The 16,517-nt window shown below is 62.7% G+C and carries 17 protein-coding genes; 8 read left to right on the top strand and 9 right to left on the bottom strand.

From position 1 onward, the window contains the following. Positions 1–152: 152 nt before the first annotated feature. The 6 genes from R3E77_10235 to R3E77_10210 form a co-directional block, all read right to left on the bottom strand. Positions 153–1,130, bottom strand: a complete 978-nt coding sequence (locus tag R3E77_10235) for a proline iminopeptidase-family hydrolase (protein ID MEZ5499792.1) — start codon at positions 1,128–1,130, stop codon at positions 153–155. 127 nt (positions 1,131–1,257) lie between these two features. Then, positions 1,258–1,659 carry a hypothetical protein gene (locus R3E77_10230; protein MEZ5499791.1) on the bottom strand — a complete coding sequence of 134 codons (402 nt, stop codon included), beginning with the start codon at positions 1,657–1,659 and terminating at the stop codon, positions 1,258–1,260. Beyond that, positions 1,640–1,966, bottom strand: coding sequence for a hypothetical protein (locus tag R3E77_10225; GenBank protein ID MEZ5499790.1), 327 nt, complete (start codon positions 1,964–1,966; stop codon positions 1,640–1,642). The genes R3E77_10230 and R3E77_10225 overlap by 20 nt, the downstream gene beginning before the upstream one ends. 55 nt (positions 1,967–2,021) lie before the next feature. After that, positions 2,022–3,017: a sugar phosphate nucleotidyltransferase gene (locus tag R3E77_10220; protein ID MEZ5499789.1), complete on the bottom strand. Its 996-nt coding sequence runs from the start codon at positions 3,015–3,017 to the stop codon at positions 2,022–2,024. Positions 3,018–3,121: 104 nt separating this feature from the next. Next, complete coding sequence (purU, locus tag R3E77_10215) at positions 3,122–3,970, bottom strand: formyltetrahydrofolate deformylase (GenBank protein ID MEZ5499788.1); 849 nt, start codon at positions 3,968–3,970, stop codon at positions 3,122–3,124. A gap of 11 nt (positions 3,971–3,981) precedes the next feature. Continuing rightward, positions 3,982–4,278: a hypothetical protein gene (locus R3E77_10210; protein ID MEZ5499787.1), complete on the bottom strand. Its 297-nt coding sequence runs from the start codon at positions 4,276–4,278 to the stop codon at positions 3,982–3,984. Between the two features lie 158 nt (positions 4,279–4,436). Here R3E77_10210 and R3E77_10205 point away from each other — a divergent pair, with 158 nt between their 5' ends. The 3 genes from R3E77_10205 to R3E77_10195 all read left to right on the top strand — a co-directional run bounded on the left by R3E77_10205 (position 4,437) and on the right by R3E77_10195 (position 6,971). After that, entirely contained in the window at positions 4,437–5,240 is an 804-nt protein-coding gene (locus tag R3E77_10205) for an NYN domain-containing protein (GenBank protein MEZ5499786.1), read from the top strand. An 86-nt stretch (positions 5,241–5,326) separates the two neighbouring features. Then, positions 5,327–6,271: an MBL fold metallo-hydrolase gene (locus R3E77_10200; protein ID MEZ5499785.1), complete on the top strand. Its 945-nt coding sequence runs from the start codon at positions 5,327–5,329 to the stop codon at positions 6,269–6,271. A gap of 25 nt (positions 6,272–6,296) precedes the next feature. Then, positions 6,297–6,971: a hypothetical protein gene (locus tag R3E77_10195; protein MEZ5499784.1), complete on the top strand. Its 675-nt coding sequence runs from the start codon at positions 6,297–6,299 to the stop codon at positions 6,969–6,971. 82 nt (positions 6,972–7,053) lie between these two features. Here R3E77_10195 and R3E77_10190 read toward each other — a convergent pair whose 3' ends face one another. The 3 genes from R3E77_10190 to R3E77_10180 form a co-directional block, all read right to left on the bottom strand. Continuing rightward, positions 7,054–10,200: a S8 family serine peptidase gene (locus tag R3E77_10190; GenBank protein MEZ5499783.1), complete on the bottom strand. Its 3,147-nt coding sequence runs from the start codon at positions 10,198–10,200 to the stop codon at positions 7,054–7,056. 258 nt (positions 10,201–10,458) lie between these two features. Further along, positions 10,459–10,932 (bottom strand): DUF4440 domain-containing protein, encoded by a 474-nt coding sequence (locus R3E77_10185; GenBank protein MEZ5499782.1) that lies wholly within the window; start codon positions 10,930–10,932, stop codon positions 10,459–10,461. A gap of 74 nt (positions 10,933–11,006) precedes the next feature. After that, positions 11,007–13,076 (bottom strand): S46 family peptidase, encoded by a 2,070-nt coding sequence (locus R3E77_10180; protein MEZ5499781.1) that lies wholly within the window; start codon positions 13,074–13,076, stop codon positions 11,007–11,009. A gap of 195 nt (positions 13,077–13,271) precedes the next feature. Here R3E77_10180 and R3E77_10175 point away from each other — a divergent pair, with 195 nt between their 5' ends. The 5 genes from R3E77_10175 to R3E77_10155 are packed head-to-tail and all read left to right on the top strand — an operon-like array spanning position 13,272 to position 16,504. Next, complete coding sequence (locus R3E77_10175; protein MEZ5499780.1) at positions 13,272–13,523, top strand: hypothetical protein; 252 nt, start codon at positions 13,272–13,274, stop codon at positions 13,521–13,523. Beyond that, positions 13,520–14,875, top strand: a complete 1,356-nt coding sequence (locus R3E77_10170) for a hypothetical protein (GenBank protein ID MEZ5499779.1) — start codon at positions 13,520–13,522, stop codon at positions 14,873–14,875. The genes R3E77_10175 and R3E77_10170 overlap by 4 nt, the downstream gene beginning before the upstream one ends. Continuing rightward, a complete protein-coding gene (locus tag R3E77_10165) occupies positions 14,872–15,684 on the top strand; it encodes a hypothetical protein (protein MEZ5499778.1) in 813 nt (270 codons plus the stop codon). The genes R3E77_10170 and R3E77_10165 overlap by 4 nt, the downstream gene beginning before the upstream one ends. After that, the gene (locus R3E77_10160) at positions 15,678–16,334 is read left to right on the top strand and encodes a hypothetical protein (GenBank protein ID MEZ5499777.1); all 657 of its coding nucleotides are present in this window, start codon (positions 15,678–15,680) and stop codon (positions 16,332–16,334) included. Before R3E77_10165 ends, R3E77_10160 begins: the two co-directional genes overlap by 7 nt. After that, complete coding sequence (locus R3E77_10155; protein ID MEZ5499776.1) at positions 16,331–16,504, top strand: hypothetical protein; 174 nt, start codon at positions 16,331–16,333, stop codon at positions 16,502–16,504. The genes R3E77_10160 and R3E77_10155 overlap by 4 nt, the downstream gene beginning before the upstream one ends. The last annotated feature ends 13 nt before the right edge of the window (positions 16,505–16,517 follow it).

The following is a 16,517-nucleotide window of genomic DNA, read 5'->3' as shown; positions in this document are numbered from 1 at the left end:
ATCTGACTCATAGATGTGAAACAGCGGGCCCGATCGGTATTTATCAAAACAATCGTTACGCGCATTTCGACGCATTTGGAGCCTGCTTAGAGGCTCACCATTGCAGGGAACACTGACCTGGACCAGGAATTCCGGGCCAGGTCGGTTTGAAATCAGGCGGAGCGCAGGAACTCCCTGCACACGGCCATGAATTCATCGCGTTTTTCGATGTGCGGCGTATGCGACGCCCCTGCGAATTCCTGAAATCGTGCACCGGGCGTCCTGCTCGCGAAATACCTGGTCGCCTGCGGCGTTGTTTCATCGTGTTCGCCGCAAAGATAAAAGGTTCGTGCGCTGATCTGGTCGAGGCGATCGGTCAGATCGTAGTCTTTCAGCGTGCCGGAAATGTCAGCCTCCGAGTGTCCCCACATATAGTGGTACAAATCGTTGCTGAACAACTCGATGGTCCGCTGGATGTAGTCGGGCCAGGGTAGCTTTCTGCAAACATGGCGTTCCAGCCAGAATAATGAGGCGTTCTGGTATTCATCCGAATCCGTGGTGCCCTGCGCCTCATGCAGATCGAGGGCAGCGCGAATGTCGCTCGGCAACAGCGCCCGCAGGCGCGCGGCGTCGGCTCGGTATCGCGCGGCACTGAGAAAAGGGCTGGCGAGTATGATGCTCTCCAGTCCCTGCGGTTGGCGAACCGCGTACTCGGCAACCCAGGTGGCACCGCAGGAGTTGCCGTACAGGGCGACGCGAGATAGTCCCAGGAATTGGCGAATGCTGTCGATTTCCGAAACGAAACGATCGGTCGTCCAGTTGGCGGCGTTGCCTGGCCGCTCGGACAAACCACAGTCCAGCTGATCGTAGAGAATCACTGGTCGCTCATCGGCGAGATCAGTCAGGGGCAGCAGGTAGTGATGAGTGCTGCCCGGGCCACCGTGCAGCGCCAACAGCGGCGTTCGGCCATTTGCAAAATGCCGCCTGCCATTCACTCGATACCAGATGGTTCCGCCGCGCACGGGAATAAAGCCCGACACTTCGGGCTCGGGAAAGAATTCTGTATCGGCGAGGCATCTGGGCAGATACCCATGGAACAAGGCCGGCGCCAGAGCCAGACCTCTGAGGATTGTGCGTCGGGAGCAAGTCATTACCGCTGATTCTTCCAATGTTGCGCACGATGGGCCTGCAACATTGTGCCATCCAACGTTTGAATTTGACCAACGAAAAACACGGTCGCGTGCCTCGGCAGAGCCGCGAACAGCCTGGGCGGCGGCGCTACTGCACCCGAGCGCGCGATCCGAACCCCAGGCGAAGGGCAATGGCGCCGATCGCGACCGCCAGCAGCAGGCAGAATGCGCCGACCCAGGCGGCGGCGGCCCATCCGAGTTCGGGCCAAAGCGCCACCGTCGCCGCGAAAGCGATGAGCCCGAGCGCGCCGGTTGCCGTGAGCGTTGACAGGAGAGCCAAGCTGCACGTGGCTAATACCCGAAGCAAGCCGCGACGATAGGCCAGCCGCAGCCGTCCCCAAGGCAGCGCGCCGGCAATGGCGGCCAAACGCAGCAACCGCCGCACAATGCGGCCGAAGGTCGGCGCCTCTGGCCGATCGGACTGTGCGCCGTCGTCGCCAGGCGGTTGCGCCCGGCTGCGATCGGCTGGTTCAGGCCTGTGCCTTGCCACGGCCATCCATTTTGCGCGCGACGCCATAGCCGGCGACGAAGGCCGCCACCGCGGCGGCGCCGAGCATTGCCCATGGATTCTCACGTGCATAGCGATCGACATGCTCAGCACCCTTCCTGGCATTGCTGAGCATTTTCTCTTCGAATGCCGCGAGCTCATCGCGCGCGGTCTGCAATGCCGCGATGCCACTCTGTCGCGCCTCCTTGACCCCTGTGGCAACGCGCGATTTGCGGCTTTTCAGGTATTCATCGATATCCGAAACGACTTGCCGCACGTCGGCAAGCAACTTCTCGCTGTCCTCTTTCATGGATTTCTCCTCCAGTTTGCAATGTGCGCGCTGCGACGATTCTCAGGGAGCCGGTTCAATGGCCCTGGGCCTGCAGTCGCGTGTGCTGCGCCTCGAGATTCAGGCTCTGCCCTTGTCCGCTGCGTTGCCAGTCCGGTGCGTCCTCCGTCGATGCGAGCGTTCTTGGGAGCCTGCCAAGTACCTGGCGAATGCGCTGCGGCGTGCCGAGATCGCTCCAACCGCAATGGCCGACCTGCTGAACCCGCAACGACCGCTCCTCGCCTTCGAGGACGTCGCGCGAGAAATCCGCATGCGGCAACGATTGATAGCTGCGGGCCAGCGCGACAAGTCGATTCGCACTCGCCCTTTCTGTCGCCAGTGCCGAGCGAATCGAAGCCAGATTGCCCGGCAGCCTGCGCTCGAAGAGCCGCAGCAATGTCGCGACCCTGGCAATGACGATCAGCGAATTCCACAGTGCCCCGGCACCCAATAGATGAGTGGCCGTTTCGGCATTGGGTTTCTCGATGAATCTCGAAACTGCCTTGCTGCCGACCCGGCCATCGGGTGCCGACGGCAGGATATAACCCAGGCTGGTGTCCGCAGTGTCCGGCGCGATACCCAGTAGAATCGCTTGTCCCAGCCTCAGGTGATGGTCGGCAAGCGCCGTTCGAATGGCTGACGTCAGTCGGTCCTCGGACATGAAATGGTGGTCCGACGGCAGGATGACGATGGTCGCTTGCCGATCGCGACGAGCGATGAGCAGTGCCGACAGCAGTATTCCATTGGCCGTGCCGCGATTTTCCGGCTGGACGATGAGGTTCCCTCGCGCGAACTGGTCGCGGTGGCCCCGCCACCAGCACTCGTGTTGCGCTGCAACGATGGCGCAAATTCTTTCGCGACGACTGATCGATTGGGCACGTCGCAACGTGGCTTGCAGAAGCGTTTCGCCGCCGCACAAGGAACAATACTGTTTGGGTACCGCGATGCCCGATGAGTCAGTTGCCAGCTCGCGCAGTCGCCGGCCGTCGCCTCCGGCGAGCACGAGCACCCACGGTTCTCTGGCAGGGACCATTGCGCCTCCAGCAAAGACAACCGATATGGACAGGATAGGTCAGCGGGAGTTCGCCGTCTGTGCGTAGTTGTCGCAGATCTTAATGATCGCAGTCGTCGAGGGCGTCAGCCGCGGAAGACCACGGTCTTGTTGCCATTCAGTAGTGCCCTGTCCTCGAGGTGCAGGCGCACCGCTTCTGCCAGCACGCGACGCTCGATGTCGCGTCCTTTGCGTATCAGGTCGTCAGGCCTGTCGGCGTGGGAAATTGGTTCGACGTCCTGGTGAATGATAGGTCCTTCATCCAGATCGGTATTCACATAGTGCGCCGTGGCGCCGATCATTTTCACGCCACGGGCGTGGGCCTGGTGGTAGGGCCGTGCGCCCTTGAATCCTGGCAGGAAGGAATGGTGAATATTGATACACCTCCCGGCCAGCCAACGCGCCATGTCATCAGAGAAAACCTGCATGTAGCGTGCGAGCACGACGAGTTCCGCCGCGGATTCTTCGATGAGCGCCCTGACTTGTGCCTCTTGTTGAGGCCGGGTGTCCTTGTCGACCGGCAAATGGTGGAATGGCACTGAAGCCGGGTTCACCAGTGAGCCGGGATTGCGCGGATGATTGGACGCAATGGCGACGACGTCCATGGCCAATTCGCCGATTCGATGTCGGTATAGCAGGTCTACAAGGCAGTGATCGAGCTTCGAGACCATCAGCAGGACGCGCTTGCGATGTCGAGCATCGTTGAGTCGCCAGTTCATTTCATGCTGCTGCATTACTTCGCCGATGGCGCTGCGCACCGAACTCTCCACCGGTTCGGCCGCGAACATGACGCGCATGAAGAAACGACCCGAATCCGGGTCATTGAACTGCTGGGCCTCGGTGATATTGCCGCGCAGTCGCAGGATCGAAGTAGCCACGGCGGCAACAAGGCCTGGTCGGTCCCGGCACGACAGTGACAGGACATACTCACCCACGGTATGCGACCTCAGGGGAGGTGCACGTACATCAGGACGTGCGTCGTCGTACCCCCACCATCACCTGTATCCTCGATCTGTATGCCGCCGAGAGTGGCGTACTTGCGGCCGAGACGCGGTAATTTCCCGAGCGCATTGGCGATTGCGGCGTCCACGGCGATGCCGGTTGCGCGGCCGGCGACCTCGGCGCGCTTTGGATGCAGCGGCTGTCGTCTGCGGCGGGCCGCGGACGCGGTCCGGGCACGCGTCCTGGTCTGCCCGCGTTTGGTTTTGCGCGCCTTGCCGGCGGCAGATTTGCGTTTCGCCATGGTGAATCTCTCCCTTGGGATAATTTCGCCGTTCCGAATGATTTGAATGATACGCAAGCGCCGCGGTCCCTGCAGCTGCGAATCAAACGGCGGGGTGGACGCGGCAAATGCCGGCTTCAGTCATGGTACCGCTGCGAGAAGCCCGTATAATCGCCTGCATGACGGCGCGTAGCGACGATAGCAACCTGGCGCTTTTTTGCGATTTCGAAAACATCGCACTGGGCGTTGCGGAAGCCAAGTATGCCAAGTTCGATATCGCGAAAGTGCTCGAGCGACTCCTGCTCAAGGGCAGCATCGTGGTCAAGAAGGCCTACTGTGACTGGGACAGGTACAAGGAATTCAAGGCAGTCATGCACCAGGCGGCTTTCGAGCTCATAGAGATTCCGCACCGGCGCCTATCGGGCAAGAACTCTGCCGATATCCGCATGGTCGTCGATGCATTGGACCTGTGCTATACCAAGTCCCACGTCGACTGTTTCGTCATCATCAGCGGCGATTCCGATTTTTCGCCCCTGGTATCGAAGCTGCGGGAAAACAACAAGGTCGTCATCGGCGTCGGTGTCAAGAATTCCTCTTCCGATCTGCTCGTCGCCAATTGCGACGAGTTCATTTTCTACGACGATCTGGTCAGGGAGCGGCGTCGCCGGCCCGCACGCAAACTGCCGACGGCGCGCAAGGCGGAGGATGGTGACAAGGATCGCGACAAGACCGCCGAGGCCATGGAGTACATCGTCAGCACCCTGGAGGCGCTCACTGCGGAACGCAGCGCGGATGACAGAATCTGGGGCTCGATGATCAAACAAGCGCTTAAGCGGCGCCGACCAGGCTTCAACGAGTCCTATTACGGCTTCGGCTCATTCAACGAGCTGCTCGAGGAGGGGGCCGAGCGTGGCCTGATGTCACTGCAAGCCGATGAGCGTTCGGGCGGATACATCGTGCGGCTCGCGGGAGAGGCTCGCTGACGGTCGCCAAGCTGAGCTATCCATGCGGTGATGCTCCCGGTGGCGCCGAACTGCGTGAGGTCGCGTCCGGCGTGCACTGGATACGCATGCCGCTGCCTTTTGCCCTGCGCTGGATCAATCTCTGGCTGCTGGATGACGGCGACGGCTATGTGCTGATCGACTCGGGCTTGCCAGACGCGCCAACCAGGGCGCTTTGGGAGCAGTTGCTGGTGGGGCCAATGGCCGGGCGCCGCATCAAGCGCCTCATCGTCACCCACATGCATCCCGATCACGTTGGCCTCGCCGGTTGGCTGGCGGAACGATTTTCCTGCCCGCTGCTGATGAGCCGACTCGAATACACGACCTGCCGCATGCTGGTTGGCGACTCGCTGCGTCCGGCGCCGGCAGCGGCAGTGGAATTCTATCGACGCGCAGGCTGGGACGCCCCGGCACTCGAGCAATATCGCACATCCTTCGGCGAATTCGGGAGCAATGTCGCGCAGCTCCCGGAGAGCTTCCAGCGACTGTGCGAGGGCGACTCGCTCGACATCGGTGGCATGCCATGGCGTATCGTCACTGGCAATGGGCACAGCCCCGAGCATGCCTGCCTTTGGCAGGAAACACTTGGGGTGCTGATTTCAGGCGACCAGGTACTGCCAAGGATTTCGTCCAATGTCTCGGTCTTTCCGACCGAGCCGGAGGCCGATCCTCTGTCGGACTGGCTGCGAAGCTGCAATCGGCTCGCAGAGCTCATTCCCGCGGACACGCTGGTGCTGCCCGCACACAATGAGCCTTTTGTCGGTGTGCACGCGCGGCTGGAGGCCCTCGTGGAGGGTCATGAGCGCACGATGCTGCGTTTGTTGCGACGGCTGTCGCGCGAGGAGTGTCGAGCGGTCGACTTGTTCGGCGCGATGTTCGCGCGCAGCATCGGCCGCGAGCTGCTGCACATGGCCACCGGGGAGACCCTTGCGCACCTCAACTGCCTGATGCGCCGCGGCGCCATTACCCGCCGCCCGGACAGTGCGGGAGTTTACTTGTACAAGAGCTGTTGACCAGCGAAGTGGAGGAGAATCACTCATGGCTCACCGGAAAACTGCCACGCTCGCCGTGGGACTCAGCGCGCTGCTGATGATCGCCTGCTCGGACGAATCAGACGCCAAGGGAGAAACCCGCGTCATCGACTCCGCCGGCAAACCCGAGGCCGCCGAGTCGCTGCCCAAGGACCTAGCGCAACGCGCGGCACGGACTCTGGCCGACGACCTGGGCATCCCGGTCGATCAGGTGAGCGTCGAAACGATTCGCGCCGTCGATTTTCGCGACAGTTCGCTGGGATGCCCGCAGCCGGGCGAAGCCTATATGCAGGTGATTACGCCAGGCTACAAGATCACGTTGCGGGTCGGCCAGGCGATTCACTTCGTGCACTCCGCCAAGGGGCGCATTTTCGTATGTCATCGCGCCAAAGCCGTGGGTGGCGTCACCGACCAGATGGAGCTGGTATTCGCCGAACAACTCCTGGCGGCGCGCAAGGATCTCGCAGCACGTCTGGGAGTCGATGCGTCGAGCATCCAGATGCTTTCCGGCCGAAGCGCAACCTGGAAAGATGCCGGCATGGATTGTCCAGAGCCGGGGCAGAGTTATCCGGCAGTCGCGACCAAGGGATACATCCTCACGTTGAAGCACAATGGTCGCGAGTACTCGTATCACACCGATCTTGTCCGCACCATCGCCTGCCCCGAAATAACGGCTGATTAGAGCGCGGCAAGATCGCGAAAAAAAAGCTGCCCGACCAGAGGTCGGGCAGCTTCGGTGGGTGATGCCGGTCCGGCGTGCTACTTCAGGGCAGCAGGTCGCCGAGTCCCAGCCCTGCATCATTGTCGACGCTGACGATTGTCAGGCCGATGATGCCATTGGCATCGCTATGAGACACGGCACCGAGGTACTTGGCGCCAGCGCCCGTCGCGAGGCCCGACCAGGTGACTCCGACGGTGCCTGTGCCACCGACGACGGCACTTGCCGGTCCGCTGGCCGTCATGTTGCCGGCATCGTCGACGATTCCGAAACCATTGACGAACAGCGCAAAGTCGGCCGGATTGCCGCCCTCGGTCGCGAAACCATCGATGAAGATGCCGTACAGACCTGGCTGCGGGAATACCGCATCGACCTGTTCGCGCGAGGTCGGACCGCCGCTGGTCGCGATGCGCGAAATGCAGGTACCGCCCGGGCAATACAGGACATCGAGGTCGAGGTCGTTCTGGCCGCTGGTGTACTCGTCATAAAGCGCGAAACGCACCAGTGCCTGGCCAGCCGGCACGTTGATGCCGATGACGGCCGTGCCGCCCTGGGCAACCGTGCCCGGTACGATGAGCGGGCTATTGAGGCCGTGCACCTGGGCGGTGTACGGACCCGTATAGCCAAAGCCGACATCGAACTGCGCGCTTCCGTTGCTGCCGGTGCCCGAAATCTCTGCGGGCGCGGACAACGCGACTGCATTCACGGCGATCGGGCTTCGCACCGCGTAGCCGCGGCTCGAGCGATCATCGTCATCATCACCGCCGCGGGCCGTCCAGGTGAGCGACCCGAATCGCCACTCGTTGGGTGGAGCGCTGACATTGGTGATGGTGACTTCATAGGTTGCCGTCTCGCCGCGTCGCAGTGACAGACGGCTTGGCGAAACGCTGACCTCGTAACCTGCGGGCGCCTCGATCTCGGCACGATACTTCGTGCGGCCATTGCGCGAGACGTTGGTCACTGTTCGGCGAATGGTCTTGGAGCCGACCAGTTCACCCACGCCGATCGACGGCAGGTTGAGATTCGCCGGGTCGAGCGAGAAGCCATTCGCCGCGAGGAAGTCACAGCTCCCGGCCGTGACGAGCGGCGAGACCGTGCCGCAGGTCGCCGCCAGGTAGTCGAACAGCGCGGCATCGTAGACGAGGCCCGGATCGACCGCATCGTTCGGCACGATGTGGCCCGCGCCGAAGTCGAACGGATCGGCTGGCGTCGCGCCGTCTTCCTTGACCAGGTTCTGGCGCGCGGTGGTCATCAAGGCCGACTTGATGGCCGCGGGGCTCCAGTCGGGATGTGCCTCGCGCAACAGCGCGCCGATACCCGCCACGTGCGGGCTCGACATCGACGTGCCCTGCAGGTACTGGAACAGGTCGCCGAGGCTCCCGTCCGCCTTCTCGGGCGCATAGGCTGCGAGGATCCGCACGCCCGGAGCCGTGACATCGGGCTTGATCCAGTCCGTCTCCATGGGGTAGGGGCCGCGCGAGGAGAAGTCGGCCATGATGTTGCCCTGCAGCGGCTCGGTGATATAGGTGCTCGCCGAGAGCGTTACGTTGACGGCGTTGCCGGCCGTCAGTTCCGCCAGCAGTGCAACGCCCGGCGCGTTGTCGATCATAACGCCAGGAATGCTGGTCGTGAGCGCCGTTGCCGTGCCGCCCATGACGGTCTTGGATGCCGTCGGCGTGGTGTACATGAGTACGCCCGCCGCACCGGCATTGACCGCATTCTCGATCTTGACGGTGAAGGTGCAGGTACCGCGTGCGATCAGGGCAATCTTGCCACCGATGGAATTGCTGAGCGGTGTGCAGGCATCGATCGGCGATGCAGCGACCAGGTCGTCGGTCTTGGGTCCCGTCAGCGCGAGCGGCGCCGTGATTGCGCCTTCGAGACTGGCGTACTCGCCAGCTACATTGGCCGGGGAGTTGACCGACATGGCCTGGGCAAATGCGGTGCCGTCCTGCGTGGAGGCTGCGACCGAGGTCACCCAGGGTTCGCCGGCTGCAACGGTCTCGGGCGCAGGCCCTTCGTTGCCGGCAGAGCGGGCGACGAATACGCCCGCATCGACGGCGCGCAGGAAAGCCAGGTCCTGCGGGTCGTTGAATGCGAACGCCGTGCCGACGGAGAAGTTGATCACATCGACGCCATCGGCGACTGCGGCGTCCGTGGCGGCGGCGCTGTCAGAGAAGAAGCAGCTGTTGTTGGTCGCTCCGGGCGACAGCCAGCAGGTCTTGTAGACGGCAATTCGCGCACGCGGAGCCATGCCACTGATCTGGGCAAGTGGCGTGCCGTTCAACGAGGCCGTGACTTCGTTGCCACCCGCCGTGCTCGCCGTGTGGCTGCCATGGCCATCGGAATCGCGCGGCGAGAGGAACTCGCCGTCGACGACCGAGCCGCGTCCAGCCAGGAAGCCATCGACGAACCAGCGCGCACCGATCAGCTTGTTGTTGCAATCGGTCGCGGCCCAGGCCTCGCCTTCCTGACAGATGCCGTTCCAGTTGCGCGGCGCGTCGTAGACACGCACGGTGCGGAATTTCTCAAGGAAGCCGCACAAGGGCTTTTGCCACCAGGACGGGTTGTCGCAGAATTTGGGCAGCGGCTTGGTGATCGTGTCTGCGAAGCTCGGATGCTCCTGCACGGCGCCCGAGTCGAGTACGCCAATGACGATGTCTTCGCCTTTGAGGCCAAGACGCGTGCGCAGGCCGTCTTTGCGATCCAGCAGGCCGAGAAATTCCGGGCTGTTGTTGGTATCGAGGTCGACAGCGCGATCCTCCCATACGTTCATGACGTCCTTGTTGCCGCGCAGCTTCTCGGCTTCTACGGCCGTGAGGCGTGCTGCGAAACCGTTGAACGCGTGGCTGTAGCTATAGACCTTGCGGCTCGATGCACCGACTGCGCTCAAAGCACGATCCTGCTTGTCGCGTAGGTGTTCGGTGTAGTTGCGAACCTTTGCGAGGCGCGAGTTGTAGCGCTCGCCGCGGCGGGGCGCTGTCGCTTCGAAACCCACTTCACCGCCCTGATAGCTGATGCTGGGCTCGCCGGCCATCTGCACGACATAGACGCGCGTCGGAGCAATGGCACTTTGCGGCGCCAGCCGATTGAGGCTCGCTGCATTGGGTGCTACCGAAAGGTTTTGTGCGCCGGCAATTGATGCCAAAGCGCTGAGCACGATTGTGCTCGCCACCATCATCGATTTACGCATGGGTACAAGAACTCCCTTCGCTGTTGCGAGCCTTGCCGCGGGATTCTGATTGAACCCTCTGGGGCGCGGGACCGAATCGGTCCCCGGCCCAGGCGCTGGCGGGGCATCGCCGTTGTTGTTTTTCCGCCCGGAGGACGAGTTTCGTCCCCGGTCAGTCCCTAGTCATCCCGAAATTGGCAGCGATTGTCCGCCCCATCGTACGATTGCGCAACCCCTTGGCCGCATTCACGACACCATCAGCGCGCGTGGAATATTCTGTTAAGTCGCGGGTTCTACATCAACCTGCGTATCGGTGCCGCTGCGCGCATCGAGGTTCCAGATATTTCGGTGCAACTTCCACTGGCCGTCCTGCAAGCGCCAGATCTCGACGAACTTGCCGACTTCGAGCGAATTGCCATCGATGCCCATGATGCGATAAGCACCGACGCGATAGGCCGTATCACCCGAAACGTGGCTCTCCCACTGCGTCGACTTGCCCTTGATCTGCAGCACGCCGAGCGATCCGTCGAAAAACCCGCGGATGGCGGCCTTGCCCGCGCGCACGGGTTGCCCTGGCGGCAACAATTGCGCGTCGTCACTGTAGGAGGCCATCAGGGTATTGAGGTCGTTGTCGTTGAAAGCGCGCTCCCAGGTATCGGCGGCCGCTTGCGGCAGGGCGTCGGGACCGCGGCTGCAGCCGAACAGCAGCATCGAGATGACCAGAATGAATAGCGATGCAATGTGCCTTTGCATGGTTCCTCCAGTTGACCGGATAGTCATTGGTCTTACCTTCACGCTTGTGGCCGGCACGCCTCGCGATAGAGTGCTCAGCGTCCGGCGCCGATCTCCTTGAGCAAGGCCTTGGCGTCATATACTTTCGACAATGCCTCGCGAATGATTGCCGTATCGACTGCAACAGCACGGTTCTTGTCCGTGTCGAACCAGTAGGCGCCCGAAATCGAGTGGATATTGCCGTCGAACATCAGCCCGACGACCTGACCCCTGGCATTGATCAGCGGGCTCCCGGAATTGCCGCCGACAATGTCGTTGTTGGTCGACAGGTTGAACGGGGTGTTCAAATCGAGGCGATCTTTCGCGTCGAGCCATTTCTGCGGTATGGCGAAAGGTGCGCGGCCGGTGGCTCTTTCGAAAAGGCGCGATAATCTCGTGAAAGGTTCGATGGTCCTGCCGCTTTCCTGCCAGCCCTGGACCGTGCCCGGGTTCAGGCGCAACGTGAAAGTCGCATCCGGGTAGACACTGGTCCCGAGCGCAGCGAACCGGGCGCGCGCTATTTCTTCCGCCGCCTGGGCGGACGGCGCCTCCACCTCGTTTTCATATTGCTGCCGTACCGCTCGTGCCTTTGGCTCGAGACTTGCAGCGAGCTTGATGAGCGCATCATCCGAGGCGGCGACAGCGGGTTGGCCTCCGTTGTAGAGCCGCATGCGCTCGGCGGGATCCGACAGTTTGCTGCCTGTTAGCAGACGCGATGCCAGCGAATCCGGCGAATCGGATGCAAGCAGTTCGCGCACGACAGCGTGATCGGGTCCCAACCACTCACGCATGCGCTCCAGGGAATAGGACAGCGTGAGCTGTTCGAGTTCGGGATACACTGGCGTCGGCGCTTCGAGTCGCTGGGTCAGGCGTGGCAACGCAGCGTCGGTATACTCTCGCAGGCGCTCGGTATTGGGTTTGTCGCGTTCCGCGGCCGCGCGGACGATCGCACGCGCATAGCGAAACAACTGGCTGTTGAACCCGACCATGTTCTCGAGGAAAAGATAGTCAAGATAGAAAGCATCCTCGGCACGTTGTGCTTGCGCGATGCGCGCAAACGGGTTGTCCCCGCCTGCCTGCAGACGCTCGGCGAGAGCCTGTTCTTCGGCTGACTTCACGGCAAGCATGTCGTCATCGTGCAAGGCATCCAGCAGCTTGCGCCTTACCTTGATGCCGTTCTCCAGACTATTCAGCGGCTCGGCGACGATGCGCGCGGCACTCTCGGATTGCTTGCCAAATTGTATGTAGCGGCCGCGCATTTCGGACGCGCGTAGCAGCGCGCCAGGAAGGTCGCGGTCGCGCAGGCCCTTGAGCTCGGCGACAGTCAGAAGCCGGTCGGTCGAACCGGGATGGCCGGCGACGAAAACCGCCTCACCTTCGGCCGGGCCCGCAAAGTCGACTTTGAGAAAGTCCGCGGTTCGGGCCGGACGACCCTTCCAATACGCCCGCAACACGCCCATGTCGAGGCACCAGCGTGGAAATTGGAAATTGTCCGGATCACCGCCGAAAGCGGCGATACCTTCCTCCGGTGCGAAAACCAGGCGCACGTCATCGTAGCGACGATACTTGTATATATAGTATTGACCGCCCTGATAGAGCGTTACCGCCTCGCAGCGCGTGCTGCCGCCGCTCGCCGGGTCAGGCGGCGTGCGCTCGCAATCCGACTCCAGTTCCGTGAGTCGCTTCTTGCGCGCATCGTTGGCCGCTCCCGCTGCCATGCCCGACGTCGCCGCATTGACGTCTGCAGTCACGTCGATCATTGCGATCAGCGTATCGGCAATCTGTGTGCCACAGCGCAATTCCTCGGTGCGAGAGGTCGCCAGGAATCCGGTTTCGAGCAGGCTGCTGTCACGTCCGGAATGCTCGGCGAGGCAGCTGGCCACGCAATGGTGATTGGTCAGGATCAGGCCGTTGGCCGAAACATAGGATGCTGTGCAGTTTGACAGACGGACAACGGAACGCTGCACATGCTCGAGCCAGTCGCGGGAGATATTGACGCCGTGGCGCGACGCGATTTCGCTGGCCGGAAAATTGTCGAAAGTCCACATGCCTTCGTCGGCGCGACCCACCGTGGGGCCGAGCAGTATTGCGCCAAGAAACACCAGCGCAGTGATACGAATTACCATCGAAGAATCCTTGGTTTGAAATTTTCAGCAACGAATTGCAATTGCGCAATTATGCACCCGAAAGCACGCAAATGCGCACCGGCTGCGCGATTCATTTGGCCACGCACAGGCAACAAATCGACGCTGCGCGCCGGCGGCGACTGATGCAATGTGCTGGTGCGGTTCGATCTTGACCGCAACCTCCGGGAGCAAATCATGGCCAGGCCGAACTATCGCCAATGCGGTCAGGGAATGACCGAATACATCATCATCGTCGCACTCATCGCCATCGCTGCCATCGGTGTTTACAGCGCTTTCGGCGACATCGTGCGGGGCCAGACCTCGGTTGCTGCCTCGAGTCTGGCGGGTGCGGCGTCGGGTGGGGCGCGCAACAACGTCACCCAGGCGCAGAATGCATCGAACGCCGAAGGCATGTCGCAGAAGCGACTCAACGACTTCGAGCCATGAAGGGCGCCATCTCGCGCCGCCGCAACGCCAACTCGGTCCCTGCGGGGTGCGGTTCGGCGGGCCAGGCACTCGTGTATCTGCTGGGCATGCTGGGCGCACTTCTCGCAGGTGTCGTAGTGACGTTCAATGCGACGCAGCTGCTTGCACGCAAACAGCGGCTGCTGAATGCCGCAGATGCAGCGGCCTTCAGCGTCGCAACATGGCAGGCCCGGATGTTGAACAGCGGCGCCTACGTGAATCGCGCAATCGTTGCGAATGAGGCCGCAATTGCCCAGGCGGTCAGCCTGCGCTCATGGCTTGAGTACATGCAGACCGCGACTCGCAACAGCGGCGCGATCACCTCGGCCATCCCTTACGTTGGTCAGGCCATGGCCGCGCTGGCAAGGCTTGCGGGCGGCATCAATGCAACTGCTCAGCCCGCGCTCGGTGCCACAGAGATCGTGCTGAGCACATCGAACCAGGAACTCGCCCTGGCACAACGGGCATTCCTGCGGCTCGGCGCACTGACGACACCGGATCTTGCGCGCCGTGCACTGAACGTCAATGAACCAACAGCAAGCTGGAGCGCCGGCGGTGAGCTCGCCTTGCGTCGCCAGCAGGCACAGTGGCAAGGGTTCCTGGTCGAGGACGGTGGCCGACGCAGGGAGCGACTCAAGAATGTCGTTGGCGAATCGCTGGATGAGTTCACACGTGCACGCTCCTACGACGTTCGCCCGCCGTTGCTCGGCGCCGTGCTGCGGCTGCGCAAGCGCGGCGGCACCGAGCTGCTCGGATTCGACACCTGGCGAGGAATGGACACGGCTGCGCTACATGCGCGACCACTATTCGGTGGTTTTCGCGAAACGATTCCCCTCGGTTGGGGATCGGCGGAAAACGGTCGCGCGACCCTGGTTCGTGGCTGGCACGATGGCAGCTGGGCGGTCAATCCTCGAACCTCAAGCCTCGCGCGCGCGGGCACGGTCGCGCGACGGCAATACCTCGGCCTGCCGTCAAGCCTTGCGCTGCGCGATCGTGCTGCGGGCAGCGATCCGCGGTTGCGTACTGTGCTGCGGGCCCAGCTGCCGCGACAAAGTCTCGAATTCTGGCAGGAGATCTGGCCTGGCGCGCGCCTGTCCACGCCCGGCACGTCCGATGCCGACGCCGAACCCTCTTTGCTGCGCGATCGCATCCTCGCTACGAGCGCCGCAGAGGTCGCATTCGTTCGGCCAATTGGTCGCCGCGACCGCCAACGCGAGCGCGGCAGCCTGTTCAATCCCTACTGGCGGGCTCGACTGGCATCGCTCACGACGGGAGAGCAGGCGCTGCTCGATGGTGCCGATGCAATTGCAGGCGCAAGGGGTGCCAGTCCATGAAATCTGTTGCATCCGCGCGGAGCGCGGGCCAAGCCATGTCGGAATGCCTGGCGGCCATGGCATTGTTGTCGCCTTTGTTCCTCGCCATTGTCTACATTCCGAAGTGGCAGGACGCGCGAGCGCAAGCCGAACACGCGGCGCGATTCAGCGCCTTCGATGTCGCGCTCGCACCGGGAATCGCTGACGAGGTGCGCGCCAGCCGATTGGCGAACCGTCTGTTGCCAGTGCCGTCTGGCGCACTGCGATTCGACGATGCGACGCCCGGGCGGGGTTTGGCTGTTCCGGATCCCTACTGGCTCGCACACGATGGCGTGACACCGCTCAAGGATGGATCCAATGCAGCCCGAATAACCCTGGGTGAGTCCGATCTGTCGGGCGAGGCCGCGAGCGCGCAACGTGTGTTTGTTGCCGCGCTGCGGCCCGTGCAGACACTTGCGCCCGAGCGCCTGGACCTGGCGCCCGAGGGCGGCGTCGTGGGTACTGCGACGGTGCGTTTGCGCGCGATGCCGATCGCGCCGCCGATGCCATCGAGCCCGTTGCTCGATTTCAGTGCGCGCCACGAACTCCTGGCCGATTCCTGGGGGGCGACACATCCGCGTGAGGTCTACCAACGCACGCGTGCGCTGATGCCGGTGGCTCCGTTGCGGGTGGTCGATCGCGTGGTTCGGCCACTTACGGCCGTGATGGCCGCGCTGGAGCCCTCGTTACGCGATTTCTGTATCGCACCCGCACTACCGGACGTCGTCCCCGCCGACCGGCTGGGTCCGCGGGCTGCCGCCCCGGGCGGCTACTGGTCGCCGCCATGCTGAGTGCTGCGCTCGGCGTCCTGGTGCTGGCGTTGCAAGCCGCACCTGGATCGAACCTGCACACGCTGGGACGGTGGTCGACTCGCGTCAATGGCGCCGAATTATCCATGAGTGTCGAGCAGAGCGACGCGAGCGTCGAGGAAGTTCTGGCGATGGAGTCCGCCGCGTGGCGACGGCAATCAGCCGAGCCCGTAATTCGCTCGAACACTGGCGAGTGGGTGGTGTTGGCGCGACGGAGCGGCCAATTCTTCGAAACCGTGCAAGTGCGTCCGCAAGGCCCGGCGCGCGCGAGTGACGCAAGCGAAATCGTAAGATCGCGCCTGGCGCTCGGTCGGCCGGTTTCGCCTTTGCCACGCCTGCCATTGCATTTGCCCTACGGGTGGCAAATCAGGTCGTGCGTGGAACATGTCGGGCGCGATGCTGCCGAGCGAACTTTCATCGTGTCCATTCCCAATCACAAAGGCGTGCAGGACGGTCTGGCCCGTGCGGCGGGTGATGCAGGCTATCGGCCGATTCAATCATCCGCGGCTAGCGGCACCGGATTGCAGGCTGCATCGTTATTTCGTCGACGGGACGCCTGGCTGATGGTCAGTTGGCGCCGCACGGGTGACTCGGCGGTCGCGGTTTTGCACGAAAGACGCGCTGAGAAATGAGCCATCTGCGCCAGTCCGGACAAGCCAGCATCGAATTCGCATTGATTGCAACCGTGCTTGCAGTCGCGTTGTTCGCGCCCATTGCCGGGCGCGGGTCACTGGCAGGCTGGTTGCTCGAAGCATGGTTGCTCTACTGGCGCGCTTTCAGTCTGAGTATTTCCGTCAATTGAACCAGTGAGGCAT

It is taken from the genome of Steroidobacteraceae bacterium, assembly GCA_041395505.1.
Lineage (GTDB): Bacteria > Pseudomonadota > Gammaproteobacteria > Steroidobacterales > Steroidobacteraceae > JAWLAG01.
The sequence above is the reverse complement of the archived record's forward strand: the minus strand, read 5'-3'. Positions and strand labels throughout refer to the sequence as shown.

What these genes read in the sequence shown, in the direction of transcription:
- R3E77_10200 (MEZ5499785.1), top strand. Translation starts at nt 5,327, where the DNA reads ATGCCGCTGCCTTTTGCCCTGCGCTGGATCAATCTCTGGCTGCTGGAT.
- R3E77_10210 (MEZ5499787.1), bottom strand. Translation starts at nt 4,278, where the DNA reads ATGGCGAAACGCAAATCTGCCGCCGGCAAGGCGCGCAAAACCAAACGC.
- R3E77_10220 (MEZ5499789.1), bottom strand. Translation starts at nt 3,017, where the DNA reads ATGGTCCCTGCCAGAGAACCGTGGGTGCTCGTGCTCGCCGGAGGCGAC.
- R3E77_10160 (MEZ5499777.1), top strand. Translation starts at nt 15,678, where the DNA reads ATGCTGAGTGCTGCGCTCGGCGTCCTGGTGCTGGCGTTGCAAGCCGCA.
- R3E77_10225 (MEZ5499790.1), bottom strand. Translation starts at nt 1,966, where the DNA reads ATGAAAGAGGACAGCGAGAAGTTGCTTGCCGACGTGCGGCAAGTCGTT.
- R3E77_10190 (MEZ5499783.1), bottom strand. Translation starts at nt 10,200, where the DNA reads ATGCGTAAATCGATGATGGTGGCGAGCACAATCGTGCTCAGCGCTTTG.
- R3E77_10165 (MEZ5499778.1), top strand. Translation starts at nt 14,872, where the DNA reads ATGAAATCTGTTGCATCCGCGCGGAGCGCGGGCCAAGCCATGTCGGAA.
- R3E77_10175 (MEZ5499780.1), top strand. Translation starts at nt 13,272, where the DNA reads ATGGCCAGGCCGAACTATCGCCAATGCGGTCAGGGAATGACCGAATAC.
- R3E77_10155 (MEZ5499776.1), top strand. Translation starts at nt 16,331, where the DNA reads ATGAGCCATCTGCGCCAGTCCGGACAAGCCAGCATCGAATTCGCATTG.
- R3E77_10195 (MEZ5499784.1), top strand. Translation starts at nt 6,297, where the DNA reads ATGGCTCACCGGAAAACTGCCACGCTCGCCGTGGGACTCAGCGCGCTG.
- R3E77_10170 (MEZ5499779.1), top strand. Translation starts at nt 13,520, where the DNA reads ATGAAGGGCGCCATCTCGCGCCGCCGCAACGCCAACTCGGTCCCTGCG.
- R3E77_10180 (MEZ5499781.1), bottom strand. Translation starts at nt 13,076, where the DNA reads ATGGTAATTCGTATCACTGCGCTGGTGTTTCTTGGCGCAATACTGCTC.
- R3E77_10235 (MEZ5499792.1), bottom strand. Translation starts at nt 1,130, where the DNA reads ATGACTTGCTCCCGACGCACAATCCTCAGAGGTCTGGCTCTGGCGCCG.
- R3E77_10185 (MEZ5499782.1), bottom strand. Translation starts at nt 10,932, where the DNA reads ATGCAAAGGCACATTGCATCGCTATTCATTCTGGTCATCTCGATGCTG.
- R3E77_10205 (MEZ5499786.1), top strand. Translation starts at nt 4,437, where the DNA reads ATGACGGCGCGTAGCGACGATAGCAACCTGGCGCTTTTTTGCGATTTC.